This window comes from Saprospiraceae bacterium (assembly GCA_026129545.1).
Lineage (GTDB): Bacteria > Bacteroidota > Bacteroidia > Chitinophagales > Saprospiraceae > M3007.
Genome location: JAHCHX010000002.1, coordinates 709,951 through 730,637 on the forward strand (window position 1 = coordinate 709,951; position 20,687 = coordinate 730,637).

The 20,687-nt window shown below is 53.8% G+C and carries 17 protein-coding genes; 7 read left to right on the top strand and 10 right to left on the bottom strand.

Going from position 1 to position 20,687, the window contains the following annotated elements:
• Positions 1–24: 24 nt before the first annotated feature.
• Positions 25–1,185, bottom strand: a complete 1,161-nt coding sequence (locus tag KIS77_17355; GenBank protein MCW5924093.1) for a BtaA family protein — start codon at positions 1,183–1,185, stop codon at positions 25–27.
• Positions 1,186–1,600: 415 nt separating this feature from the next.
• Here KIS77_17355 and KIS77_17360 point away from each other — a divergent pair, with 415 nt between their 5' ends.
• From KIS77_17360 to KIS77_17370, 3 genes are all read left to right on the top strand, one after another.
• Positions 1,601–1,969 (top strand): GIY-YIG nuclease family protein, encoded by a 369-nt coding sequence (locus KIS77_17360; protein ID MCW5924094.1) that lies wholly within the window; start codon positions 1,601–1,603, stop codon positions 1,967–1,969.
• Between the two features lie 559 nt (positions 1,970–2,528).
• The gene (locus KIS77_17365; protein ID MCW5924095.1) at positions 2,529–2,861 is read left to right on the top strand and encodes a GIY-YIG nuclease family protein; all 333 of its coding nucleotides are present in this window, start codon (positions 2,529–2,531) and stop codon (positions 2,859–2,861) included.
• 657 nt (positions 2,862–3,518) lie between these two features.
• The gene (locus KIS77_17370; protein ID MCW5924096.1) at positions 3,519–6,551 is read left to right on the top strand and encodes a serine hydrolase; all 3,033 of its coding nucleotides are present in this window, start codon (positions 3,519–3,521) and stop codon (positions 6,549–6,551) included.
• Here KIS77_17370 and KIS77_17375 read toward each other — a convergent pair.
• Together KIS77_17375 and KIS77_17380 are read right to left on the bottom strand one after the other, a co-directional pair.
• The gene (locus KIS77_17375) at positions 6,541–7,110 is read right to left on the bottom strand and encodes a Uma2 family endonuclease (protein ID MCW5924097.1); all 570 of its coding nucleotides are present in this window, start codon (positions 7,108–7,110) and stop codon (positions 6,541–6,543) included. The two genes, KIS77_17370 and KIS77_17375, sit on opposite strands and share 11 nt — an antisense overlap.
• A 48-nt stretch (positions 7,111–7,158) precedes the next feature.
• Positions 7,159–8,691: an aldehyde dehydrogenase family protein gene (locus tag KIS77_17380; GenBank protein MCW5924098.1), complete on the bottom strand. Its 1,533-nt coding sequence runs from the start codon at positions 8,689–8,691 to the stop codon at positions 7,159–7,161.
• A 203-nt stretch (positions 8,692–8,894) separates the two neighbouring features.
• On the opposite strand from KIS77_17380, the gene KIS77_17385 reads away from it, so the two are divergent.
• The 3 genes from KIS77_17385 to KIS77_17395 all read left to right on the top strand — a co-directional run bounded on the left by KIS77_17385 (position 8,895) and on the right by KIS77_17395 (position 11,659).
• Positions 8,895–9,197: a hypothetical protein gene (locus KIS77_17385; GenBank protein MCW5924099.1), complete on the top strand. Its 303-nt coding sequence runs from the start codon at positions 8,895–8,897 to the stop codon at positions 9,195–9,197.
• Positions 9,198–10,256: 1,059 nt separating this feature from the next.
• Positions 10,257–10,778, top strand: a complete 522-nt coding sequence (locus KIS77_17390; protein MCW5924100.1) for a hypothetical protein — start codon at positions 10,257–10,259, stop codon at positions 10,776–10,778.
• Between the two features lie 140 nt (positions 10,779–10,918).
• Positions 10,919–11,659, top strand: coding sequence for a hypothetical protein (locus tag KIS77_17395; protein ID MCW5924101.1), 741 nt, complete (start codon positions 10,919–10,921; stop codon positions 11,657–11,659).
• Between the two features lie 40 nt (positions 11,660–11,699).
• On the opposite strand, the gene KIS77_17400 is transcribed toward KIS77_17395, so the two are convergent.
• The 6 genes from KIS77_17400 to KIS77_17425 all read right to left on the bottom strand — a co-directional run bounded on the left by KIS77_17400 (position 11,700) and on the right by KIS77_17425 (position 16,679).
• The gene (locus KIS77_17400) at positions 11,700–12,905 is read right to left on the bottom strand and encodes a hypothetical protein (GenBank protein ID MCW5924102.1); all 1,206 of its coding nucleotides are present in this window, start codon (positions 12,903–12,905) and stop codon (positions 11,700–11,702) included.
• A 263-nt stretch (positions 12,906–13,168) separates the two neighbouring features.
• Positions 13,169–13,549 carry a response regulator gene (locus KIS77_17405; protein ID MCW5924103.1) on the bottom strand — a complete coding sequence of 127 codons (381 nt, stop codon included), beginning with the start codon at positions 13,547–13,549 and terminating at the stop codon, positions 13,169–13,171.
• 71 nt (positions 13,550–13,620) lie between these two features.
• A complete protein-coding gene (locus KIS77_17410) occupies positions 13,621–14,640 on the bottom strand; it encodes a phosphotransferase (protein MCW5924104.1) in 1,020 nt (339 codons plus the stop codon).
• A complete protein-coding gene (locus KIS77_17415; protein ID MCW5924105.1) occupies positions 14,637–15,359 on the bottom strand; it encodes a hypothetical protein in 723 nt (240 codons plus the stop codon). The genes KIS77_17410 and KIS77_17415 overlap by 4 nt, the downstream gene beginning before the upstream one ends.
• Before the next feature lie 44 nt (positions 15,360–15,403).
• Positions 15,404–15,931 carry an AAA family ATPase gene (locus KIS77_17420; protein ID MCW5924106.1) on the bottom strand — a complete coding sequence of 176 codons (528 nt, stop codon included), beginning with the start codon at positions 15,929–15,931 and terminating at the stop codon, positions 15,404–15,406.
• 187 nt (positions 15,932–16,118) lie between these two features.
• Positions 16,119–16,679: a DUF4136 domain-containing protein gene (locus KIS77_17425; protein ID MCW5924107.1), complete on the bottom strand. Its 561-nt coding sequence runs from the start codon at positions 16,677–16,679 to the stop codon at positions 16,119–16,121.
• Between the two features lie 175 nt (positions 16,680–16,854).
• On the opposite strand from KIS77_17425, the gene KIS77_17430 reads away from it, so the two are divergent.
• Positions 16,855–17,925: a site-2 protease family protein gene (locus KIS77_17430; protein ID MCW5924108.1), complete on the top strand. Its 1,071-nt coding sequence runs from the start codon at positions 16,855–16,857 to the stop codon at positions 17,923–17,925.
• A gap of 251 nt (positions 17,926–18,176) precedes the next feature.
• On the opposite strand, the gene thrA is transcribed toward KIS77_17430, so the two are convergent.
• On the bottom strand, positions 18,177–20,624 hold the full coding sequence (gene thrA, locus KIS77_17435; GenBank protein ID MCW5924109.1) for a bifunctional aspartate kinase/homoserine dehydrogenase I: 2,448 nt from the start codon (positions 20,622–20,624) through the stop codon (positions 18,177–18,179).
• Between the last annotated feature and the right edge of the window lie 63 nt (positions 20,625–20,687).

The following is a 20,687-nucleotide window of genomic DNA, read 5'->3' on the forward strand; positions in this document are numbered from 1 at the left end:
CAGCAATCGTCAAAAAAGCCGCAATCACATCGTGCCGACCCATGTGCCAGCATAGGTGCCCACGCGGTCGTTGGCCTGCGACCATGCAGCCGCGTCGAGGTCGAATCGCACCCGCTCTCGCACGAACGCGGGCAAAAAATTAGGCTCGAACGATGCCGTGCGGAACAACACCTTGGCGCCCGGTGCGGCATTTCCAAAAATCAGCCGCCACTCTTCTTCCAAAGCCGGGCGGCGGCGACGTGCCGCCAGCCAGTCTTGATGGTCGAGCAGCACAAAATGGGTATATTGGCCGGGGTGCTTGCTCAGAAAATCAGACAGAGAGCCATTGTGCGTCTCGATTCGGTCGGCGCGACTCGCCAAAGTGTCAAAATGTTCGGGACGCAGATAATTCGGGCAACAATCCAGCTCATAGCGACCAAAAAAGTACAATTTCCAGAAATAATTGTCCGACATCGGCAGCCGCGTGAACACATGGCGCAGGCATTGGCGGATGTAGCCGAACAACCCGTCAGGGAAAATAGCGGCAGCCAAATGTTGCTGGCTTTTCGGCACGCCGAGCATACTCTGCACCAAGTGCTGCTGCACAAGCCATTGCACGAAGCGATTGAGGAAAAGCGGCTCCAGCTGCTCGTACCACTCCAACTGCTCCTCCACGCTCTGCGACTCCAGTAAGCGATGCGTGAGCCGGGCCGCTTCTGGCCGACTGAGCAGCCACTTGCGGATAATCCAAGCCACCGTGCCGCTGCTGCCGTGCCAATAAAAGGACTTGCGCAAGCCTCTGGTGCTGAAATAATGCAGGTTTCTTTCCCAGAAATTAGCCGAGTAGAGGTCGGGCAAGCGCGGGCGGATTGCCTCGTAGAAAACATCACGCGCCTGCGGGGCCACCCCATGCCCCATAAACTGGAACAACGTGGCGTGGTCAGTGTGCTGCAACAAAGCAATTTTCAGGTGAAGCAGCGCATTCTGGCGCGGGTTGATGTCAACACAATGCACTTCGCCGGGTTCATCGAGCAAGTAATCGAGCGCGTTGCAGCCAGCGCTGGTCAGCATGACGACGCGGCTATTCTCATTCAAGCCCAGCAAACGACGGTCACAGCGGGGGTCTTCCCAACAAGTGTTGTAAACAAGGCTATTGCCGTGAATCTGGCGAAATACTTTTTCGTTGATGGTATGCGCTATGCCCATGAGTGAGAGGGGGAAAAAACTAAGAATCGTACGAAACAGATGTTTTCAGGGCGGCAAATGTAGAACGCCTTTGCGGACTTGGCGGGTATCTAAGGATTAGGAAAAGGTTAAGTCTGACGAAATTGCGCAGAAACATCCGTCAAGCCCTACATCGGAACCAACCCTCTCACGAAAAGCATCATCGCGCCACGCCTGCTCGGTCAAAAGACACAAGCAGGGCGAAAGCATCCTCCTTGCTTGGGCTTCCCGCCGCGCTTGTGTCTTCTGACCAAGCGCAAAGCGTACATCGGAACCAACCCTCTCACGAAAAGCATCATCACGCCACGCCTGCTCGGTCAAAAGACACAAGCAGGGCGAAAAACCAATATCTCCTCGTTTTTGGAAGGGCGACTTGTTTATCTTTATCTCCTGAAAAATGAAAAACCTCCACGAATACTTCGTTTACACCACGACCAATCCCAACCGAACGGCGCTCTACGTCGGCGTGACGAACGATGTCGCCGCTCGTTTGGTGGAGCACTATGCCAACCGAGGCAAACCCGATTCTTTCGCCGGAAAATACTACTGCTACTGCCTGATTTATCTCGAATCGTACCAGTACGTCAACGATGCCATCGCCCGCGAAAAAGAATTGAAAGGCTGGCTGCGCGAAAAGAAAGATGCCCTGATTGACAGTTTCAACCCGCAGCGAAAATTCCTCAACGTCGAATGGTGCGGCGAGTGGCCGCCACAATACATCTGGAAGGATTACTACGAATCGCTCCGCAAGCCGAAAAAGGAATGAAATCACTCTTTCCACCCCACTACGTTGTCATCCTAATCCGCCAGCCGGCGGATCAGGATGACAACGTAGAGAGGTAAGAGGAATGCAAAAACCGTCACCCGCCTGACAGAACTACGCTGCATTGGGGGAGGCGGCTTGGCGGTGCGAAGGGGCCACTCAATTTTGGCAGCAGAAAATGTCTCCGCATGATTTTCAGACGTTCCGCAATTTACCGCTAACTTTGAAGCCAAAATTGCTTGACCTATGACATTTACAGTCGAAATATTGGACAATCATGCTCAGAATGTTCTCCGCGAATTGGAGCAAATGCGCGTAATTCGGCTTTCGCGCCAGCAGGCGAAACCTGCGGTTACGGCGACTAAGAAAAAAGAGTTCAAAACGACGCGGCTAGACACACGCGGCTTCAAATTCAATCGCGAAGAAGCCAGTTTTTAGAACAGCTTACTCCGCTTTTTTGTCCTGTTGTAAACATCTGTCCACTCCAAGTCGGGCAGCCTGCCAAAGAAACATAGACTCACTTCGGCGTAAATCAGAATCGCTTTAAAACCAACAATTAAGCATGAAACGTGAATACAACTTCTGGGTCTATATCCTCACCAACTGGAAAAAGACAGTGCTCTACGTCGGCATGACAAACGACTTGGCCGCCCGCCTGAAAGAACACTACGACAACCGAGGTAAAAAAGAAACTTTCGCAGGGCGATATTATTGCTACAACTTGGTTTACTACGAATGGTATCAATATGTGCTGAATGCCATCGCCCGCGAGAAAGAAATCCAAAACATGACGCGGGAAAAGAAAAACGCCCTCATCGAAGAAGTAAATCCCGACTGGAAATTTTTCAACACGGAAATTTGTGGGCATTGGCCGCCCTTGTTTGAAGGACGGTAGTTTTTTGCTCCGCTCTCTCACTCGCTTGTCCTGTTGTAAACATCTGTCCGCTCTACGTCGGGCAACCTGCGAGGGGAAAAGCCGACCGAGAGCCTGTTCCGCGATTCGGACCGATGTTTACAACAGGACAACCGAGTGGGAAAGCATCGTCTCTTATTCGGTTGTCATGTTGTAAACATCTGTCCGCTCTACGTCGGGCAACCTGCGAGGGGAAAGCCGAGCGAGAGCCTGTTCCGCGATTCGAACGGATGTTTACAACAGGACAACCGAGTGGGAAAGCATCGTCTCTTATTCGGTTGTCATGTTGTAAACACCTGTCCGCTCTACGTCGGGCAACCTGCGAGGGGAAAAGCCGACCGAGAGCCTGTTCCACGATTCGGACCGATGTTTACAACAGGACAACCGAGTGGGAAAGCATCGTCTCTTATTCGGTTCTGCCTTGCTTGGTCTTCCCCGCCGCGCTTGTGTCTTTTGACCAAGCGCAAAGCGTACAACGAAATCAACCTTCCGCACCAAACTTCATGATAAAGCAAGGTCACACTCTACTCTTCCTGCTTGGTCAAAAGACACAAGCAGGGCGAAAGCATCGAGCGAACGAAGCATCTCCCCCTTTCCCAACTTTTCCCCACCTTTACGGTCAAAAAACGACCGTTTCCCGTGTATCGAATCATCCTGACTTCCCTGATTTTCAGCGCCTTGCTCGCATTGTCGGCAAATTGGCCACATCATCCCTTTGATTTTTCCCGAAGTCTTGACCCCCGCGAAGGGCAGTGGGTAGATTCCGTGTTCAACGCCCTAAGCGAAGAGGAGCGCCTCGGCCAACTCTTTATGCTGCGCGCCCACGCGGACAAGGACACGGCCTACGAGCGGCAGGTGGAGGATTTGATTCGGCGCTACCGGCCCGGCGGTTTGTGTTTTTTCAACCCCACGCTCGTCGGCACGGTGGAGAAGCAGGCCGAACTCACCAATCGCTACCAAGCCGCCAGCCCGCGCGTGCCGCTCATGATTGCGGGCGACTACGAAAATGGTCTCGGAATGCGCTACCGCTCCAGCGCCATCTCCTACCCCCGCGCCATGATGCTCGGCGCGGTGCAGGACAACAAACTGATTTACGACATGGGGCGCGATATCGCCCGCCAATGCCGCCGCCTCGGGGTACAGGTCAACTTCGCGCCCGACGTGGACGTGAACAACAACGCAGCGAACCCGGTCATCAACGAGCGCTCCTACGGCGAAGACCGCGCAAACGTGACGGCCAAAGCCTTTCAGTACATGATGGGCTTGCAGGACGGCGGGGTACTCGCCTGCGCCAAACATTTCCCCGGTCACGGCGACACGGACATGGACTCGCATTTCGACCTGCCGCTCATCGCGCACGCTCGCGAGCGGCTCGACAGCATCGAGTTGTTCCCCTTCCGCGCGCTCTCGCAGGCGGGCGTGGGGTCGGTCATGGTGGCGCATTTGAGCGTGCCAGCGTTGGACAATCGCGAGAACCGCCCGACGACGTTGAGCCAGCCGACGATTCAAAATTTGCTGCGCGAGGAAATTGGTTTTGAAGGGCTTGTCTTCACCGACGCGATGGAAATGCAAGGCGTGACCAAACATTTCAAACCCGGCGATGCCGACGTGGAGGCACTCCGCGCTGGCAACGACATCGTGCTGCTGCCCGAAAATGTGGATGCGGCCATGAGCGCCGTGAAAGCCGCTATTGCCGATGGAAGGCTCGACCGCAACCGGCTCCACGCGAGTGCCAAGCGCGTGCTACGCGCCAAATACCGCCTCGGCCTCACCCAACCCCAGCGCGTGGAACTCGCCAACCTCCGCCGCGACCTCAACACGCCGGAATTCCTCGTGCTGAAACGCCGCCTCATCGCCCACGCGCTCACGCTCGTGCGCGACCAGCCTAATCTCACGGGATTCCAGAATGTGGAAAAATACAAAATCGCGTCGCTGGCTTTGGGCGACACGGCGCGGACGATTTTCCAAACTTATTGCGGCTACTACGCGCCTGTGACGCATTTCAACGCAGGGAAAGAAATTGATTCCACGCTGACCGCCAAGTTGTTGGACACGTTGCGCCAATTCGACGTGGTGCTCGTGAGTTTCCACGGCACCCGCACGCGGGCATCGGACAATTACGGCTTAACGGACAGCCAAGTTCAATTTGTGGACAAATTGAACAAGGTGACGACGGTGGCCGTGACGATGTTCGGCAGTCCGTACAGCCTAAAATACTTTGATGAAATTCCGGTGTTGCTGCAAGCCTACACCGAAGACGCTCCCGCGCAGGAACTGGCGGCGCAAAGCCTTTTTGGCGCAAACGATTTGTCGGGAAAATTGCCCGTGACGGCCTCTGCGGCGGCGAAATTCGGGCAGGGCATTCAAAAAACATTTCCCCAAAAAAGAATGGGCTACGACCTCCCGGAAGCGGTTGGCATGAGCAGCGACACGCTTTTGATGATGGAGGTCTTGGTGGAAGAACTCATCCGCACGGGCGCAGCGCCGGGCTGCCAAATCCTCGTGGCGAAAGACGGGAAAATCGTGTGGCACAAGGCTTATGGGCATTTTACTTATCCTGAGTTCGCCAACCAGAAGGTTAGCGATACTCCCACGCTCGCCAACCAGAAGGTTGGCGGTACAAGTAACGCCAACCTTCCGGTTGGCGAACAACCTACGCCCGTGACAACCGAGACGATTTACGACCTCGCCTCGATTACAAAGGTGGCGGCTTCCACAATTTCGACGATGAAGTTGGTGGAAAACGGCCAACTCGACCTCGATTCGACGATGGCTTGTTATGTGCCGGAGTTGTTGAAAACTGATAAAAAATCATTAAAGGTCAGGGAGATACTCGCGCACCACGCGGGACTGGTGGCGTGGATTCCGTTCTACAAATTCACGTTGGAAAACGGCTTGCCCGACGCGCACATTTACCACCGCGAACGCGACCACGACTCGGAATACGCCGTCGCGCCGGGAATGTTTATGGAAAACAAAAGGGTGGACTGGATGTGGGACACGATTTTCAGAAGTCCATTGGGCGAAAAACGCTACAAGTACTCGGATTTGGGGCTGTATCTCACGGCACGTGCCATTGAGCGAACGAGCGGTTTGGCTGTGAATCAATTTGCGGAGCAAAATTTCTACCGCCCGCTCGGTCTCGCCACCATGACTTACAACCCGTGGCAAAAAGGCCTCGCCCCACGCTGCGCCCCGACTGAACAAGATGCTTATTTCCGCCATCAAAAAATACAAGGATACGTCCACGACATGGGCGCGGCGATGCTCGGCGGGGTGAGCGGCCATGCGGGTTTGTTCTCGAACGCGAACGATTTGGCGCGGCTGTTCCAGATGTTGTTGAATGGGGGCAGCTACGGTGGCCAGCAATTTCTGAAACCCGAAACGGTGCGGCAGTTCACCACGCGCTACGAGCGCAGCACGCGGCGCGGCATTGGCTTCGACATGAAGGAATTGAACGAAAAAGAAAGCCAGAACATGAGCCCGCTGGCTGGGCCGAACACCTTTGGGCACCTCGGCTTCACCGGCACCTGCGTCTGGGCTGACCCGGATAAAAACCTGATTTTCATATTTTTATCCAACCGGACTTACCCGACGATGGAGAACAACAAGTTGGGCGATGGGAATTACAGGCCGAAGTTGCAGGGGGTTGTGTATCGGGCTATGAAGTGAACTCGACGAACTCGTAGATTTCTGCCAAGGTCATGCTGGTGTCGAACATCGGCAGAGTTACTTTTTCTTCCGGCTGGATGAAGATTTGAATGTCCCACGAAGCATCGTCACGGCGCGAGAAGAACTCAACGACCATTTTTTCGGAATGAACAATCAAATAATGCTGTAAGGTTGGCAATGAGGTATATTCCCTGAATTTGTCAAACCTGTCGCGGTCATAAGAATCTTTGGAGGCCACTTCGACCAGAAAAACTGGTTTGTCAATCACATAAGGGTCGTTGCAATCTTTGGCTTTTGCAACGACGAAATCAGGATAGCGATAAACTCCTTTGGGGGCGGTCATCACTTTGATATCTTCAGCGAAGGTCCGATACCCCTTTTCGCGCAGCACTCTGCGCAGTTTTTCAATCCAGTTTTGGACGATTTCGTTCGAGTTTAAAGATTCACCTGGCATAGGCAGCAATTTTCCAAAGTAATACTCGTGCCGTGTCTCGGAGTGTTTTTCCAACTCGAGATATTCTTCGGCAGTGAGCAATTGTTCGGCAGCAGAGATATTCATGTGCTGAAATTTTTTACAAAAGTAACGTAAATCGCCGATGCATCCGCCTCAAAACTCAAACTTAATCCCCTGCGCCAACGGCAGCGCCTCCGAATAGTTAATCGTGTTTGTTTGCCTCCTCATGTAAGCTTTCCATGAATCGGAACCCGATTCGCGCCCGCCCCCGGTTTCTTTTTCGCCGCCAAACGCACCGCCGATTTCTGCGCCAGAGGTGCCGATGTTCACGTTGGCGATGCCGCAATCGGAGCCGCTGGCGGAAAGAAAACGCTCGGCCTCGCGCAGGTTGGTGGTCATGATGGCCGACGAAAGTCCTTGCGGCACAGCGTTTTGCAGCGCAATCGCCTCTTCGATGGTTTTGTATTTGATGAGGTAAAGAATCGGCGCGAAGGTCTCGTGCTGCACGATGTCCCAGTGGTTTTCCACTTCGGCGATGCAGGGCTTCACATAGCAGCCGCTCTCGTAGCCTTTGCCCGACAATACGCCGCCTTCCACGACGAATTTGCCCCCGTGCTTTTTGATGGACTCAATGGCGGCGAGGTAGTTGTCCACGGCGTATTTGTCAATGAGCGGGCCGACATGGTTGTTCGGGTCGAGCGGGTCGCCGATGCGAAGTTGGGGGTAGGCTTTGGCAAGGGTGTTTTTCACCTGTTCATACACTGATTCGTGCACGATGAGCCGCCTTGTGGAAGTGCAGCGTTGCCCTGCTGTGCCGACCGCGCCGAACACCGCGCCTGTCAGCACCATTTTCATGTCTGCCGAGGGCGTGATGATGATGGCGTTGTTGCCGCCCAGTTCGAGGATGGTACGGCCAAGTCGGGCAGATACGGTTTGGCCCACGATTTTGCCCATGCGCACGCTACCTGTGGCGCTCACGAGCGCGACGCGATGGTCTTTGGTCATGAACTCGCCCACTTTGTAGTCGCCATTGATGATGCAAGAAATGCCCTCCGGCAAATCGTTGGCTTTCAATACTTTTTGGAACAAATGCTGACAAGCGATGGAGCAAAGCGGCGTTTTTTCCGAAGGCTTCCACACGCACACGTCGCCGCAAACCCAGGCGATGCAGGCGTTCCACGACCACACGGCGACGGGGAAATTGAACGCCGATATGATGCCGACGATGCCAAGCGGATGCCATTGCTCGTACATCCGGTGACCGGGGCGCTCGGAGTGCATAGTGAGGCCATAGAGTTGGCGCGAAAGGCCGACCGCAAAATCGCAGATATCAATCATCTCCTGCACTTCGCCCCAGCCCTCTTGAAGGCTTTTGCCCATCTCGTAGGAGACGAGCCGACCGAGTGGGTCTTTGTATTGGCGCAGCACGTCGCCGAATTGGCGCACGATTTCGCCGCGCTTCGGGGCGGGCATCTCGCGCCATATTTTGAAGGCGGTTTGGGCGGACTGGATGACTTGGTCGTATTGCTCGCGGGTGGTGATGCTCACCGAGCCAATATACTCGCCATTCACAGGCGAATGGGAATCAAGGAAACGGCGGTGGCCGGAGATGGCGTTCAGCCCGGTGGAGGTGCCAGTGTTGCGCGTGCGGAGGCCGAGTTTTTTCAGAAAATCTTTGACTTGCATGGATGATAGATGGTTGAGGGTGGAAGGTTGAGGGTTAAAAACGGGGCGCAAAGGTAGTCAAAAGGGGGAAGGAAAATGGCGAAAGCAAACGACGATTAAAAGGCGACTAATAGCCAATTAAATCTTTGATGCGGTACTGCATGCTTCGCTTTTCAGGCTACTTTCGCGTAGTAAAATTTTATCACCTTCAAAAAGAATGCAAAATGGCAAACGTAACAAATTACCATGTGCTGTTCTACGGCACTTCTGATGGATACCAAGACAATCGCGCACAAATCTCGCTTTACAATGGCAACACCGTTTTGGGCTACATCCGGTTTCACGACACCGGGATGCCTTTTCCAAACGACAGTCAAACGGGTGGGCGGGTTACCATGCATTTGCCCTCGTCCATGTTTCAGAGCGTGCTCGATGTGCTTAGAAACGAGTCCCCCATCAACTACTATTTTGCATCGGGCCATGCCTTCTTGGGCACAAGTACCGAACCCGTAGGCGAGGGAGAATAAGTCCACAGGGTGTTAGACTTGTTGCGGTGGGGGCCCTTGGCAAAGGGAAAGCCCTCCACCGCAGCAAGTCTATTGAAATTCAAAAACATGGGCTGTCCTGTATCATCGGAACAGCCCATGTTTTTTGGTTTGCCCTAACGTGGGTTTATATCCAGATTAAAGAGGATTCGAATCTGCCCGTTGGCAAGGCAGGGATTTCCTTGATTGATTTTTGTGATTTTCAAAGGATTGCGAGCGCCGTTCGTTCAAAACCACCTTGTCAGACCCTGCACTCAGGGACTTGCCCAACCAAGTGAAGCGGACGGGGCTGATTTGCGTTGACTATAAATGCTGTTGGTACGTTACCTTGATATTCACCCCATGTAAAGTCACGAAGAAGACACTACTATACATTTGAGGTGTCGTTGTGTCAAGAATCCCGTAGGGACTGCATCTTTGTAGAGAACGCCAAAGGACATTCTGCACTGTTCCGTAGGAACGGTATCTAGGGCAGAGCAAACGCATCAAAATGGCACAAACCTCGTAGAGGTCAAATGTTGGTAGAAACGCCCCATTTTCGCGGTGTTTACGACCCCGGCGGGGCCGAATGTTGGTGACCTGTTTGCTGCGATAGACATTTGACCTCTCCGAGGTCGGTTGTATTTTGATGCGTTTGCCTGGGTATCTGGGGGAGCGAGATGCCGTTCCTACGGAACGATGAAATAATTTTGTCGCAGGCCCCTACCACTACACAGATATAGTCCCTACGGGACTTTTAGCCTCCCCGCTGGATGCACAAAAAACAAAAATGTCTGGTAGTGTGCACGAAGAGCCCAAAATCTTGTGTCATGAAAATAGAGGCTTAACTTTGTCATTGACAGGTATACTTCGCGCCGTTAGGTTTTGGGCATGGCTGCAATCGCGATCTGTTCAAAATCAATCACATCAATCATGTCCGTCTAACAAATCCTAGCGAATCAAGGTATAACTTTGCCAAAGCAATCCTCCAAACAGCATAATCCGAAATAGACTTAATCGCTACTGGAGCATCTCCTTTCACTTTTCAATAAAAATTTTTCCATGAAAAAGCATTGTCTGTTGTGGTTCTTTATTGCGGCACTTCTGGCCTCCTCGTCTCAAGCTTCGGCCCAAAATAACCATAAAGATGTCTGCTTAAAAATTGGGGGCTGTTACTTCATCAACTGCAAACGCACCATCGCATTTGGAGAATACTCCATTTTGACCGTCAGCGGCAACGATAGTACCGGGCGAATGGTCAATTTCGAGATTTACGCACCTTCCGGCGTACTAGAAGCCTCCTTGAAGGAAGGCAAATTTACCGGCAGCCAAGCTGCTTCATTTGAGGCAAAAAGCATCAAAGACGGGTTTACCGTCACGGACACGCGCAATAGCCGGGTCGTGCTGAAAGTCGTCAGTATTTACAGCGATGAAAACAAACGCGATGAGATGAACGTATGGGGCGATTTTTTCCTGCCCAACGGCGGGCGCTTCATGTTCACACCCGAGACATCAAACCTGCCCATGCTCGATATGATGAAAGGCAGCACGTTCAGAAATGTCGGCACTGCTATCCAGATATAGTTTCTGCAATTGTTAGCGGCCTCGCCAACAGCAGGCGAGACGTTATTCAGCATCAAGAAGGTTAAATACTCATTTAGGCGATTTGGCCAACGCAGCAGATGAATGGGAAATAACGTATTCTTGCGTAAATCTTTCTCAACTTGAAACAAATACTTACAATCGGCATCCTATGCTTCCTCTCCCCTTGCCTTTCAGCACAAACGACCAACGAAAAACAGGTCAAAAACGAAGTGAAATACAACCAGCACGAATACGAAATAGGGATTGACGTCAAGTCCATTTTTTCTTTGCAAGGCATTGGCTCGGGGCTTATTTTCAAGAAGCGGATAGGCGAAAAAAAGTACATCAACGTTTATGAAAAAAGGGCATTGCGCCTGTCATTGGGCGGCGCATTTGAGGTCCCCACCAATGCCAAGGTAGAAGGTAATTCTCCGGGAAACGACGTGCGCGACTTAAAAAGCGCTCGCGGGTCAATTCTTGCCAGCGTTGGGCTAGAATGGCAAAAGCAAAGAGAGCGAATCCAGTTTTTCTATGGAGGGGACTGTTCTGCGGTGCATTCGACTTTCGGCACGGGTTTATACCCATCCGTGGTTTACATTTCAGACCAAAACATTACCACAAATGTGTATTACGACCAAACTCGCACATTGGCTACTGGCGTGAATGGATTCGGCGGCATTCGTTTTTTCTTTTCTCCACGCTTTAGCGTAAGTGCCGAATCAGGCATGTTCATTGGCTACAGGTTTGCCAAAACACGCTTTCATTACACTTATGTTGACTCCAATTTTTCACCTCAAAAAATCACGAGGGAGGAAAAGGCGGGTAGCATCATTTGGCAAACACAGTACCTGCGCTCGCTTTACTTCAGCTATTATTTTTGACTAAGGAATTCAACTTATCGCGAGCCGTGAGCAATCTTCCTTACATCATAAACTGCAAGCTAGGGTTCAGGTAAGTGTAGTTGTCGAACACTCCATTGCCGATACGGCGGCCATTGGCGATATGCAGCCCCAGTTTTAGTTTGTTGCGATTGAGCAGCCAGTTCACCCCTCCCGACCATTGCGTGTGAGGTGTTGCCTGCGTGAACGGATTGACTTGCCGAGCAAACATGGTATCGCTCTTGTCGCCCGTGTACATCACGCAGAATTGCCAAGCGCCGCCCCAATTGTCCGGCACATTCCACGCGGCTTTTATCACATAGCTCTGGTCAATGGTGCGGAGGCTGCTGCCGTTGTTGAGCGGCGAGTCGCGGTGAAGCCAAAGCCACTCCCCCACCACATCGAGCGGCCCCCAGTTGATTTGCAGGTCGGTGCCATAAAAGCCATTGTTGCGAAAAAGATTGGTTCGGCTTTGGTAGGCATGGCTGAATCCTATGCTCACGCTCTTTCTTTCCCCAAAACCAGACTGGAAATAGGTGGTCAGGTATTCCGTCATTTCGCGGTCACCCAACATGAAGACCACCCGCGAGCAGATAAGCGGGCTCCAAATCGGCCCATCGCCCCGAATGGTGGGGTGGTTGGGGTCGAAAAGTCCCGCGTCGTAGAGCAGCGAGAACGATGAGCCAGTGTAAAGCCCACCGACGTTGATGCCTGTCTCGCGGCCTATGCCCCTTCCGGTGACGTGGATACGTGGATGAAAACTGGGAAGCCCTTTTTCCTGTGAGATGCAAAAAGAGGAGCTGTTGATAGATTCCTTTCCAGCCCGGGGGCGAAAATACCCGGTGGTGATGTTGAGCAGCGGGTGCGCCCGGTAGGTTATCTGGATGTCGCGCGGGAAAAAAGTAGTGTTGTCCTCGGCGTTGGGCACACCTGCCGCGGTGGTGGAGGGGTCTTTGCCGACACCGTCATAAGCGAAGGAAGCATTGAACAGCACCTTGCTGCTCAAGCGCCCCGACACTCCCAAGCGCCCCCTTCTGATGTGAGGGTCTAAGCGTGGGTCAACCTCTAAGCCGGAATAGCGCAGTGAGATGACGTTCCAGAACTGGATGTACTGATTGATTTCGACGAAGCCGCTGTCGCTGATAGGTATGCGGGCTGCCCAATCCTTGAAGAGCGGGTTTTGCGCGGATAAGGATGGCGACACCATCCACAGCAGCCACATTAAAGTAGTGTTTGTCAGTTTGGACATAAATCGGCCATACTTCATTTATCCTATGATTCGCTAGGATTTGTCAGATGTCCATGATTGGTGTTCTTGATTTTGAGCAGATTGCACTTTTAGCCATGCCCAAAACCTAACGGCGCGAGGTCAGGGCAAACGCATCAAAATGGCACAAACCTCGGAGAGGTCGTGATAATTATCACAAAAACACACCATTTCTACTGCCGACATTTGACCTCTCCGAGGTCGGTTGTATTTTGATGCGTTTGCCCTGCGGCGCGAGGTATATTTCACTCCATCCCCTCCAAGAGGCTGTCAATCTCTTTGAACGATTGCAAATCCTTGATGACGTAGTAAATCGCGCCCTTGGCAATGGTCTGCAAGGCGACCCCGTAGTGTTCCTGTGAGGAGAGCATGATGACCTTGATATCCTCGTCCGTCTTTTTGATTTCTTTCAAAATCTCGAGGCCGTTTTTCGCGCCCGGCACCTCCGAATCGAGATAATAGTCGAGGATGATTAGATAGGGGTTTTCGTCGAGGTTTTCCAGACATTGCTCCCCTGTCGAGAAAGTCTTGACGGAATAGCCTTGTGCTTCCAGATGGTCGGCGAGCATGGCAGCGTACATATTGTCGTCGTCCACGACGAAGATGTCTCTGTTCGAGTTTTCCATATTGAGTCAGGTGTGTTGCGCGGCGAAGGTAGATAAGTTGCGCAGATGAAAAAACGAGAAATCTCCGGGGACTACTCCAATGCTTGAAGGTATCGCGCCAACAAAGCCTGATATGTCGCTGCGGAGGCTTCGAGGGTGGGAGCGGGGTGCTGTTCCCATTCCGTTAGCGCCACTTTGAGCCGAACGTTGGCACGGTAGGCTTTGAAATAAAGAAACAGGCGCTCGTCTTCCGCGTTTTCGAGGCAAGGCCAGTGGTGGCAATAGGCCTTCATAAATGCCGCCGCGAGTTCGGGGTGGCCGTTTGCTTCCAAATCCATGCAGAGGAAAGCCAGTTCGTTGAGCACGTCCAGCTGTCGGAAGTGTGGGTTGAACTCGATGCAGTCGAACACCACCGGGCCTTGTGGCAGCAGGAATATGTTGCGTGCGTGCAGGTCGCCGTGCCCTTCCACCCAAAAACCCCTGAGCGCACGCTCGTGCAGTCGCGGCTCGTGTTTGTTCAGAAAAGTGCCGACCTGATTGCGCCACGCCTCGAACTGCTTCGATGCGGCTGCGCCCGACACCTTTTGCGCCGTCGCTTCCAAGCGAAACAAATCATCGAAATCGGCTCGGTGGCTGCTCGGCTCGTAGTCAAGCGTTTGGCCGTCCAGCACTGATGTTCGATGAAACCGGGCCAACATGGCGGCAAGCGTCTCCATGTTGGCGAGCGTGACGGCGTGTTGGCGCAGCAGTTTGTCCATCTGTAAGCCATTGTCCATGCGCTTCATGGCGACGGCGAAGTCCATCGCGGCCTCGTCGGCGGCAGTCTGGCTTATCGCGGGTATTCCGTTTTTTGAAAAAATGATGGGTAATACGTCCAGATACATATCGGGAGCGAGGCGGCGATTGAGGCGCAGTTCTTCGAGGCAGTAATGCGCCCTTTTTTCCAAGGTGCTAAAATCGAGAAACGGGAACCGGACGGGCTTTTTGATTTTGAAGGCAAACGTAGGGGTCAAAATGACCCAAGAAATATGGGTCTCCACCAAATCAACTGGCGCGGAAGGCCCCGGAAAGCCACCTTCCGCCACCATCGAGTGTATTTGTTCGGAGGTCATGGCACACGCGCTTTTGAGATGCGCATCAGTCGGGTACGGGAGAGTTCTTTGCCCCTTGTCAGCACCTTTTGTTCTTGAGCGGCGCGAATGGCTTCCCATTGGTTGGGCGTGACGGCGGTCAAGAGGTCGAGCGTGACGCGCCACACTTCGGTGCGCCAACCCGTGATGAGCTGTGCGAGCAGCCATTCGTCCATGCGGCCCATCAATCGGTCCACCAAGGCCATGACGGGCGAGCGAGGCTCTATCACCTCGTCCTGCACCGTGTCAATGGTCTCCGCGATGATGATGTTGACCGTCTCGTGGTCGGTCTTTCTGATTTGTCTTTCAGGTTCCGCGAGGGTTGGCCATTCGGCGTGCAGCCCGTCGTAGAGCGCCAATGGCAAATCGTAGTTGATGTGTGCGTTGATGCCCAGCAACAGATGTTGCATGATGTGCAGGCGTTTTTGCAGCGCCACGTCGTGCACTTGTTTCCACACGGGGGGCGTGTCGGGGTGTTGCTGTTCGTAGAGTGTCAAGGCATCGTAGTAATAGTCGGCGAACCGCAACATCAGCCGCTCCACCCATTGTGCGTCGGTGAAGCGGCCGTCGGCGACGGCTTGCACCATGTTGCGGCTCATCATGCCGTAGCAACGCTGAAAGACGTAGCGCTGGTCGCTGTTTTTTTCCCAGACATCGGCTTGGGCGGACATACGGTCGAGTAGGTGTTGAGTTGTCTGCATGAGGGCAAATAACGAATGAAAAAGCCACGCCTCCACATCTTTCCTCAAATTCTTTCGGCGGCTTGGACGTAGTTCAGCATCTCGATCGTCATTTCGTCCAAAGTCATCGCATCCGACCAAAGCACAAGGTGCGGCTCCGTCAGTGGCTCGTGTTCATTTTTTATTTTTCCAAAAACGGAGAAATCGGCCTCGCTATCGGCTCGTGGTGTTTGCAGGCGCTCGCGGACGGTGCGCTCTTGCGCAAGCACTTCCACCCAAAAAAGTGCCGCTCCACACGCCGCAGCCACGCTGCGAAATGGCTCGCGGATGGCCTCTTTGTAAAATGTGCTGTCCACCACCACCTCTTGGCCTTCGAGTAGCGCGGCGCGGGTGCGTTCCAGCAGGGCGTCGTACACTTTTTTTTTGTCCGATGGTTGGTAGTGCCCCATCAGGCCTAATTCTTTGCGGATGAGGTCACTGTTGAGATGCAGCACCGCCGCGTCGGGTGCTCGGCGGGCGGAATATGCTTTGGCCAAGGTGGTTTTCCCTGAACCCGGCAGGCCGGCGACGAGGATGAGTTTGGGTGGGTGCATCGAAGGGTGTGTGGTTTGTTGCGCAGTTGCGAAAAATGATGGCAAATATCCGCCGCACGCGATATTTTGCACCCTTGCTTCGCTATGATTTGTCAGATGAACATGATTGATGCCTCTGATTTTGAACAGATTGTGCTTTTAGCCATGCCCAAGACTTGGCGGCGCGAAGTATATCATTGTTCGCTTCTTATGCCTTCGTCATCGGCTTCTCCGGGAATTTCTCAAAAATCAACCGCACGGCCTGTTCGATGCGGGCTTCGGCTTGTTCGGCAGACACCTGCTCCAGCACGCCAACTGCCGCCCCGCGCCAGACTTGGTTGCCCGCCCGGGCATCTATGAAATCAATGATGAGGGTGCCCTCTGCATAGTTGACCGGCCGCAGGCGATGGCAGCGGCCATAGTCGGTGCCGATGGTCTCGTCGCACCACCAGTCTTGCACGAAAAACACTTCGTTTTTAAAAACGACATGGAAGTGAAGCACCAAGTCGGGCCGTTCGTCGCAGGGCTTGAAGCCGTGGCGCTCCATCTGGTGTTCCACCGAGCGGCGGATGTTCTGCTCTGCTCGGTCGTTGAGCCATTCAGGGCCGTTGTTTCCCCGCTTCACGAATTTGTTGTCCAACCAATTGAAAGTGCGGTATTTGAAAAAATTGACACCGGGTTCTTCTTCTGAATAAACTTTGTAAATGGGGGAACAGCTGCTCAATGCAAGCAATGCCCAGCAGGAAAGCGCAAATGCAATTTGTTTCATCGTCGTGGATTGTGGTTTGAAACACAACCCCGCAAAAGTGTCGCGCTGTTTGCCCCTCGCCAATGATTTCGCTTAGTCGCGCAGGTGAGTTATATTTTTCGCCGATGCGCACCATTGTCTGTAATTTTGGTGCTTTCAGCGGCTCCAAGGTCGTTTCACTCAAACAAAGTTGACCATGAAAAATGCGCTCTTTCTCGGCACCGTTTCGGGCATCAAGATATTCATACACTGGACGTTTCTCATCCTGATAGGCTGGCTCGTGTTCAGCAATCTGAGCCGAGGGCTGGGTGGCACCGAGATTGTGTGGTCGGTGCTGTTCGTGCTGACCATTTTCGGGTGCGTCACACTGCACGAGTTGGGTCATGCGTTGGCTGCCAAAAGATTCAACATCAAAACCCGCGATATCACCTTATTGCCCATTGGCGGAGTGGCACAGTTGGAATCCATCCCCGAAAAGCCGCAAGAGGAGCTCATCGTGGCTTTGGCAGGCCCGGCGGTCAATGTGGTCATCTTCGCTTTGCTGCTATTGGTGCTGCCCCGACAAGCGGAGAGCCTGCTCGAACTGCAGCAAATCGGCCCCTCCAACTTTTTGTATGCACTGATGCTGGTGAATATGTGGTTGGCTTTGTTCAACATGATTCCGGCGTTCCCGATGGATGGGGGGCGCGTGTTTCGCGCATTGTTGGCATTTCGCATGGACCGCGCCAAGGCGACCCGCATAGCGGCAGGTCTGGGGCAGTTTCTTGCCATCGGCTTTGTGTTTTTGGGTTTTTTCTACAATCCCTTTTTGGTCATCATCGGGTTGTTCATCTTTTTGGGCGCCCAATCGGAAGCGCAGCACACCGAGACCCAATCGCTGATGCGGGGCTTCACCGTGCGCGACGCGCTGTTGGTGGAAATACCCGACATCGCCGCCGACGCGACCATTCAGGATGCGACCGATAAGCTGCTCCAAGGTCAGAACAAGCATTTTTTGGTGAAAAACGACGGCCATCCGGTAGGCACGCTTGGCCGCGACGAAATCATAAGGGCGCTCGGCAATTTGGGCAAACAAGCACTCGTGCGCGATGCCATGCGCGAAGATTTGATGTACCTGCCGCCTTCCACGCCCCTTGAGGAAGCTTGGAGAACAATGCAACTTCAAAACCAGTCCTTTGTGCTAGTTGGCTCTCCGCAACAGATAGTGGGCGCGCTGGACAGCGACAACATCGCGGAGTTCCTCATGATTCGGGCGAAGTTGCATTGAGCAGCTACTATTAGACTTTGGATGCCAGTAGAGGAGAACGTTCCGTAGGGATGTCATCTTTGTGGAGGCGCCAAAGAAAGCAATATTATGCCCAGATTAAAGAGGATTTGAACCTGCCCGTTGGCAAGGCAGGTTCAAATCCTCTTTAATCTGGGTATATCGTTTCATGGTGTTTCTGGCGACGTTTTATAGTATCTGAGCTGCCTGTCGAAAAAAAAACACTCCAACAGGCTACCCCCGTGCCTCGACGCTTAATTGCCCATCCCAATCACTTCGGCGAACAAACCCGCCGCTGTCACCTCTGCACCCGCGCCGGGGCCGCGCACCACGAGCGGGCGTTCGCGGTAGCGTTCGGTGGTGAACACCACCATGTTGTCGCTGCCCGAGAGAAAATAGAACGGATGCGTGGGCGGGTAAGCCTGAAGGGAAATGGACGCATGGGCGCCTTCCAATTTTGCCACGAAACGCAGCACCTTTCCATCGGAAGCAGCCTGATGGCGGCGTTTTTCAAAGTCGTCGTCGTGTTTTTCCAAGTTCTCGAAAAACTCTTCCACCGTGCGGACGGCGAGGCAGGCGTGCGGCAGGATGTTCTCCACCTCAATGTCGCTGGCTTCCAGAGGCAGCCCCGTTTCGCGGGCAAGTATGAGCAACTTGCGGCGCACATCGGCGCCAGAAAGGTCTTCGCGGGGGTCGGGTTCGGTCAGGCCCAGCCGTTTGGCCTCTTTCACGATGTCGGAGAATGTGGCTCCCGCGACGAAGTGGTTGAAGATGAACGAAAGCGTGCCGGACAGGATGCCCTCGATTTTCAAAATGCGGTCGCCGGAATGGATGAGGTCGTTGAGCGTGGTGATGATGGGCAGCCCGGCGCCCACATTGGTCTCGTAGCGCCACGCCACGCCGCGCTTGTTGGCAATTTGCTTCAAGCGCGCATATTGCAAATAGGGCGAGGAAGTGGCCACCTTGTTGGGCGTGGAAATGGAGATGCTGGCATCCAGAATTTGCTCGTAGAACCCCGCCACTTGCTCGGAAGCGGTGTTGTCGAGAAAAATCGCGTTGGGCAAATTCAGCGCCTTCATTTTTTCCACAAAATGCGACATCACGAATGGGTCGCCTTGTTCGAGCGCGTCTTTCCAATGTTCGAGCGGCACGCCTTCCTCCGAAAACACCATCTTCCGGCTGTTGGCCAACCCCGCGATTTTGATTTCCAAATTTCTCTTTTCTCTCAAAAAGGCGGTCTGTGCCTCTATCTGCCGCAGCAAGGTGCCGCCAATCAGCCCCACGCCCACCATGAACAAGTGCAGCGTCTGTGTGTCGGACAAGAAAAATGCCTCGTGGATGGCGTTCAGCGCCTTCGTCTCGTCGGCGGCATTGATGACGACCGACACGTTCAACTCGCTCGACCCCTGCGCGATGGCCACCACATTGATGCCGTTTTTGCCCAGCGCCGAAAACAAGCGCCCCGCCACGCCCGGCAAATAGCGCATATTCTCGCCCACTATCGCCACCACGGCGAGATTGTCCTCTATTTTCAAAGGCTCCACCAGCCGCTCGCGGATTTCGTGGGCAAACTCCCGCTCCGCCGCTTTCTGGGCCAGCTTGGCCTGCTGTGGCGACACGGCGAAGGTAATGGACGACTCGCTCGACCCCTGCGTGATGATGACAACGTTGACTCCCGACTGCGCCAGAGCGCCAAACAACCGCGCCGCAATGCCCGGCACCCCAAACAAGCCCGAGCCTTGCAGGGTGAGCAGGCAGATTTGGTTGATAGAGGAAATGCCCGTGATGGCGCTACCCTTTCCTTTTGGGGTGGCGATGCCGATGTGTGTGCCAGCAAACGTTGGGTTGAACGTGTTCCTGATGACCAGTGGAATTTCCTTGGCCAACGCGGGCAAGATGGTCGGCGGGTAGATGACCTTGGCGCCGAAGTGGCTCATTTCCATTGCTTCGCGGTAGGTCATGGAGGGCAAGGTGAAGGCTTTTTTCACTCGGCGCGGGTCGGCGGTGAGCACCCCGTCCACATCTGTCCAGATTTCGATGGCGCTGGCTTCGAGCGCCGCGCCGAAGATGGCAGCGGTGTAGTCCGAGCCGCCTCGACCGAGCGTGGTGGTGATGCCGTCGGGGGTGCTGCCAATGAATCCCGTGATGGCCTGCACCCGGGGGTGTGCCGCGAAATGAGCGCGAATACGTTGGTTGGTCTCTTCAAAATCCACATGCGCGCTGCCAAAATGAGCATCGGTGCGCACCACTTCGCGGGCATCCAAAAAATCGGCGGGGATGCCCATTTGCCGCATGGCATGGGCGATGATGAAAGCCGAGTTGCGCTCTCCGAAGCTGACCACGAAATCGAGCGAGCGCGATGATACCTCGCGCAGCAGAAATATGCCTTGCAGCACATTGCCCAAAGCCTCAAAATTGGCCGCGATATGGCTCTCCACTATGGGGCGATTGGCGGGGGCAAGCAGCTGTTCGATGGCTTCCAAATGACGCGCTCGCACCCGCTCGAACACCTCTTGGTAGCGTTCGTCGCCTTTGCCGGCTTTTGTGGCCATCTCGATGAGCGCGTCCGTCACTTTCGAGAACGCCGAAAAAACAATGGCCAATTGCTCCCCGTTTTGGTAGCGTTCTTTCAAAATCCGAAGCAACCCATTGATGGCTTCAGGCGTTCCGACGGAAGTGCCGCCAAATTTCAGAACTTTCATGTTTGAATCGTTTTTTCAAATTTTGCGAGGCAAAAGTAGAGCCTCACGCACACAACGGGCATC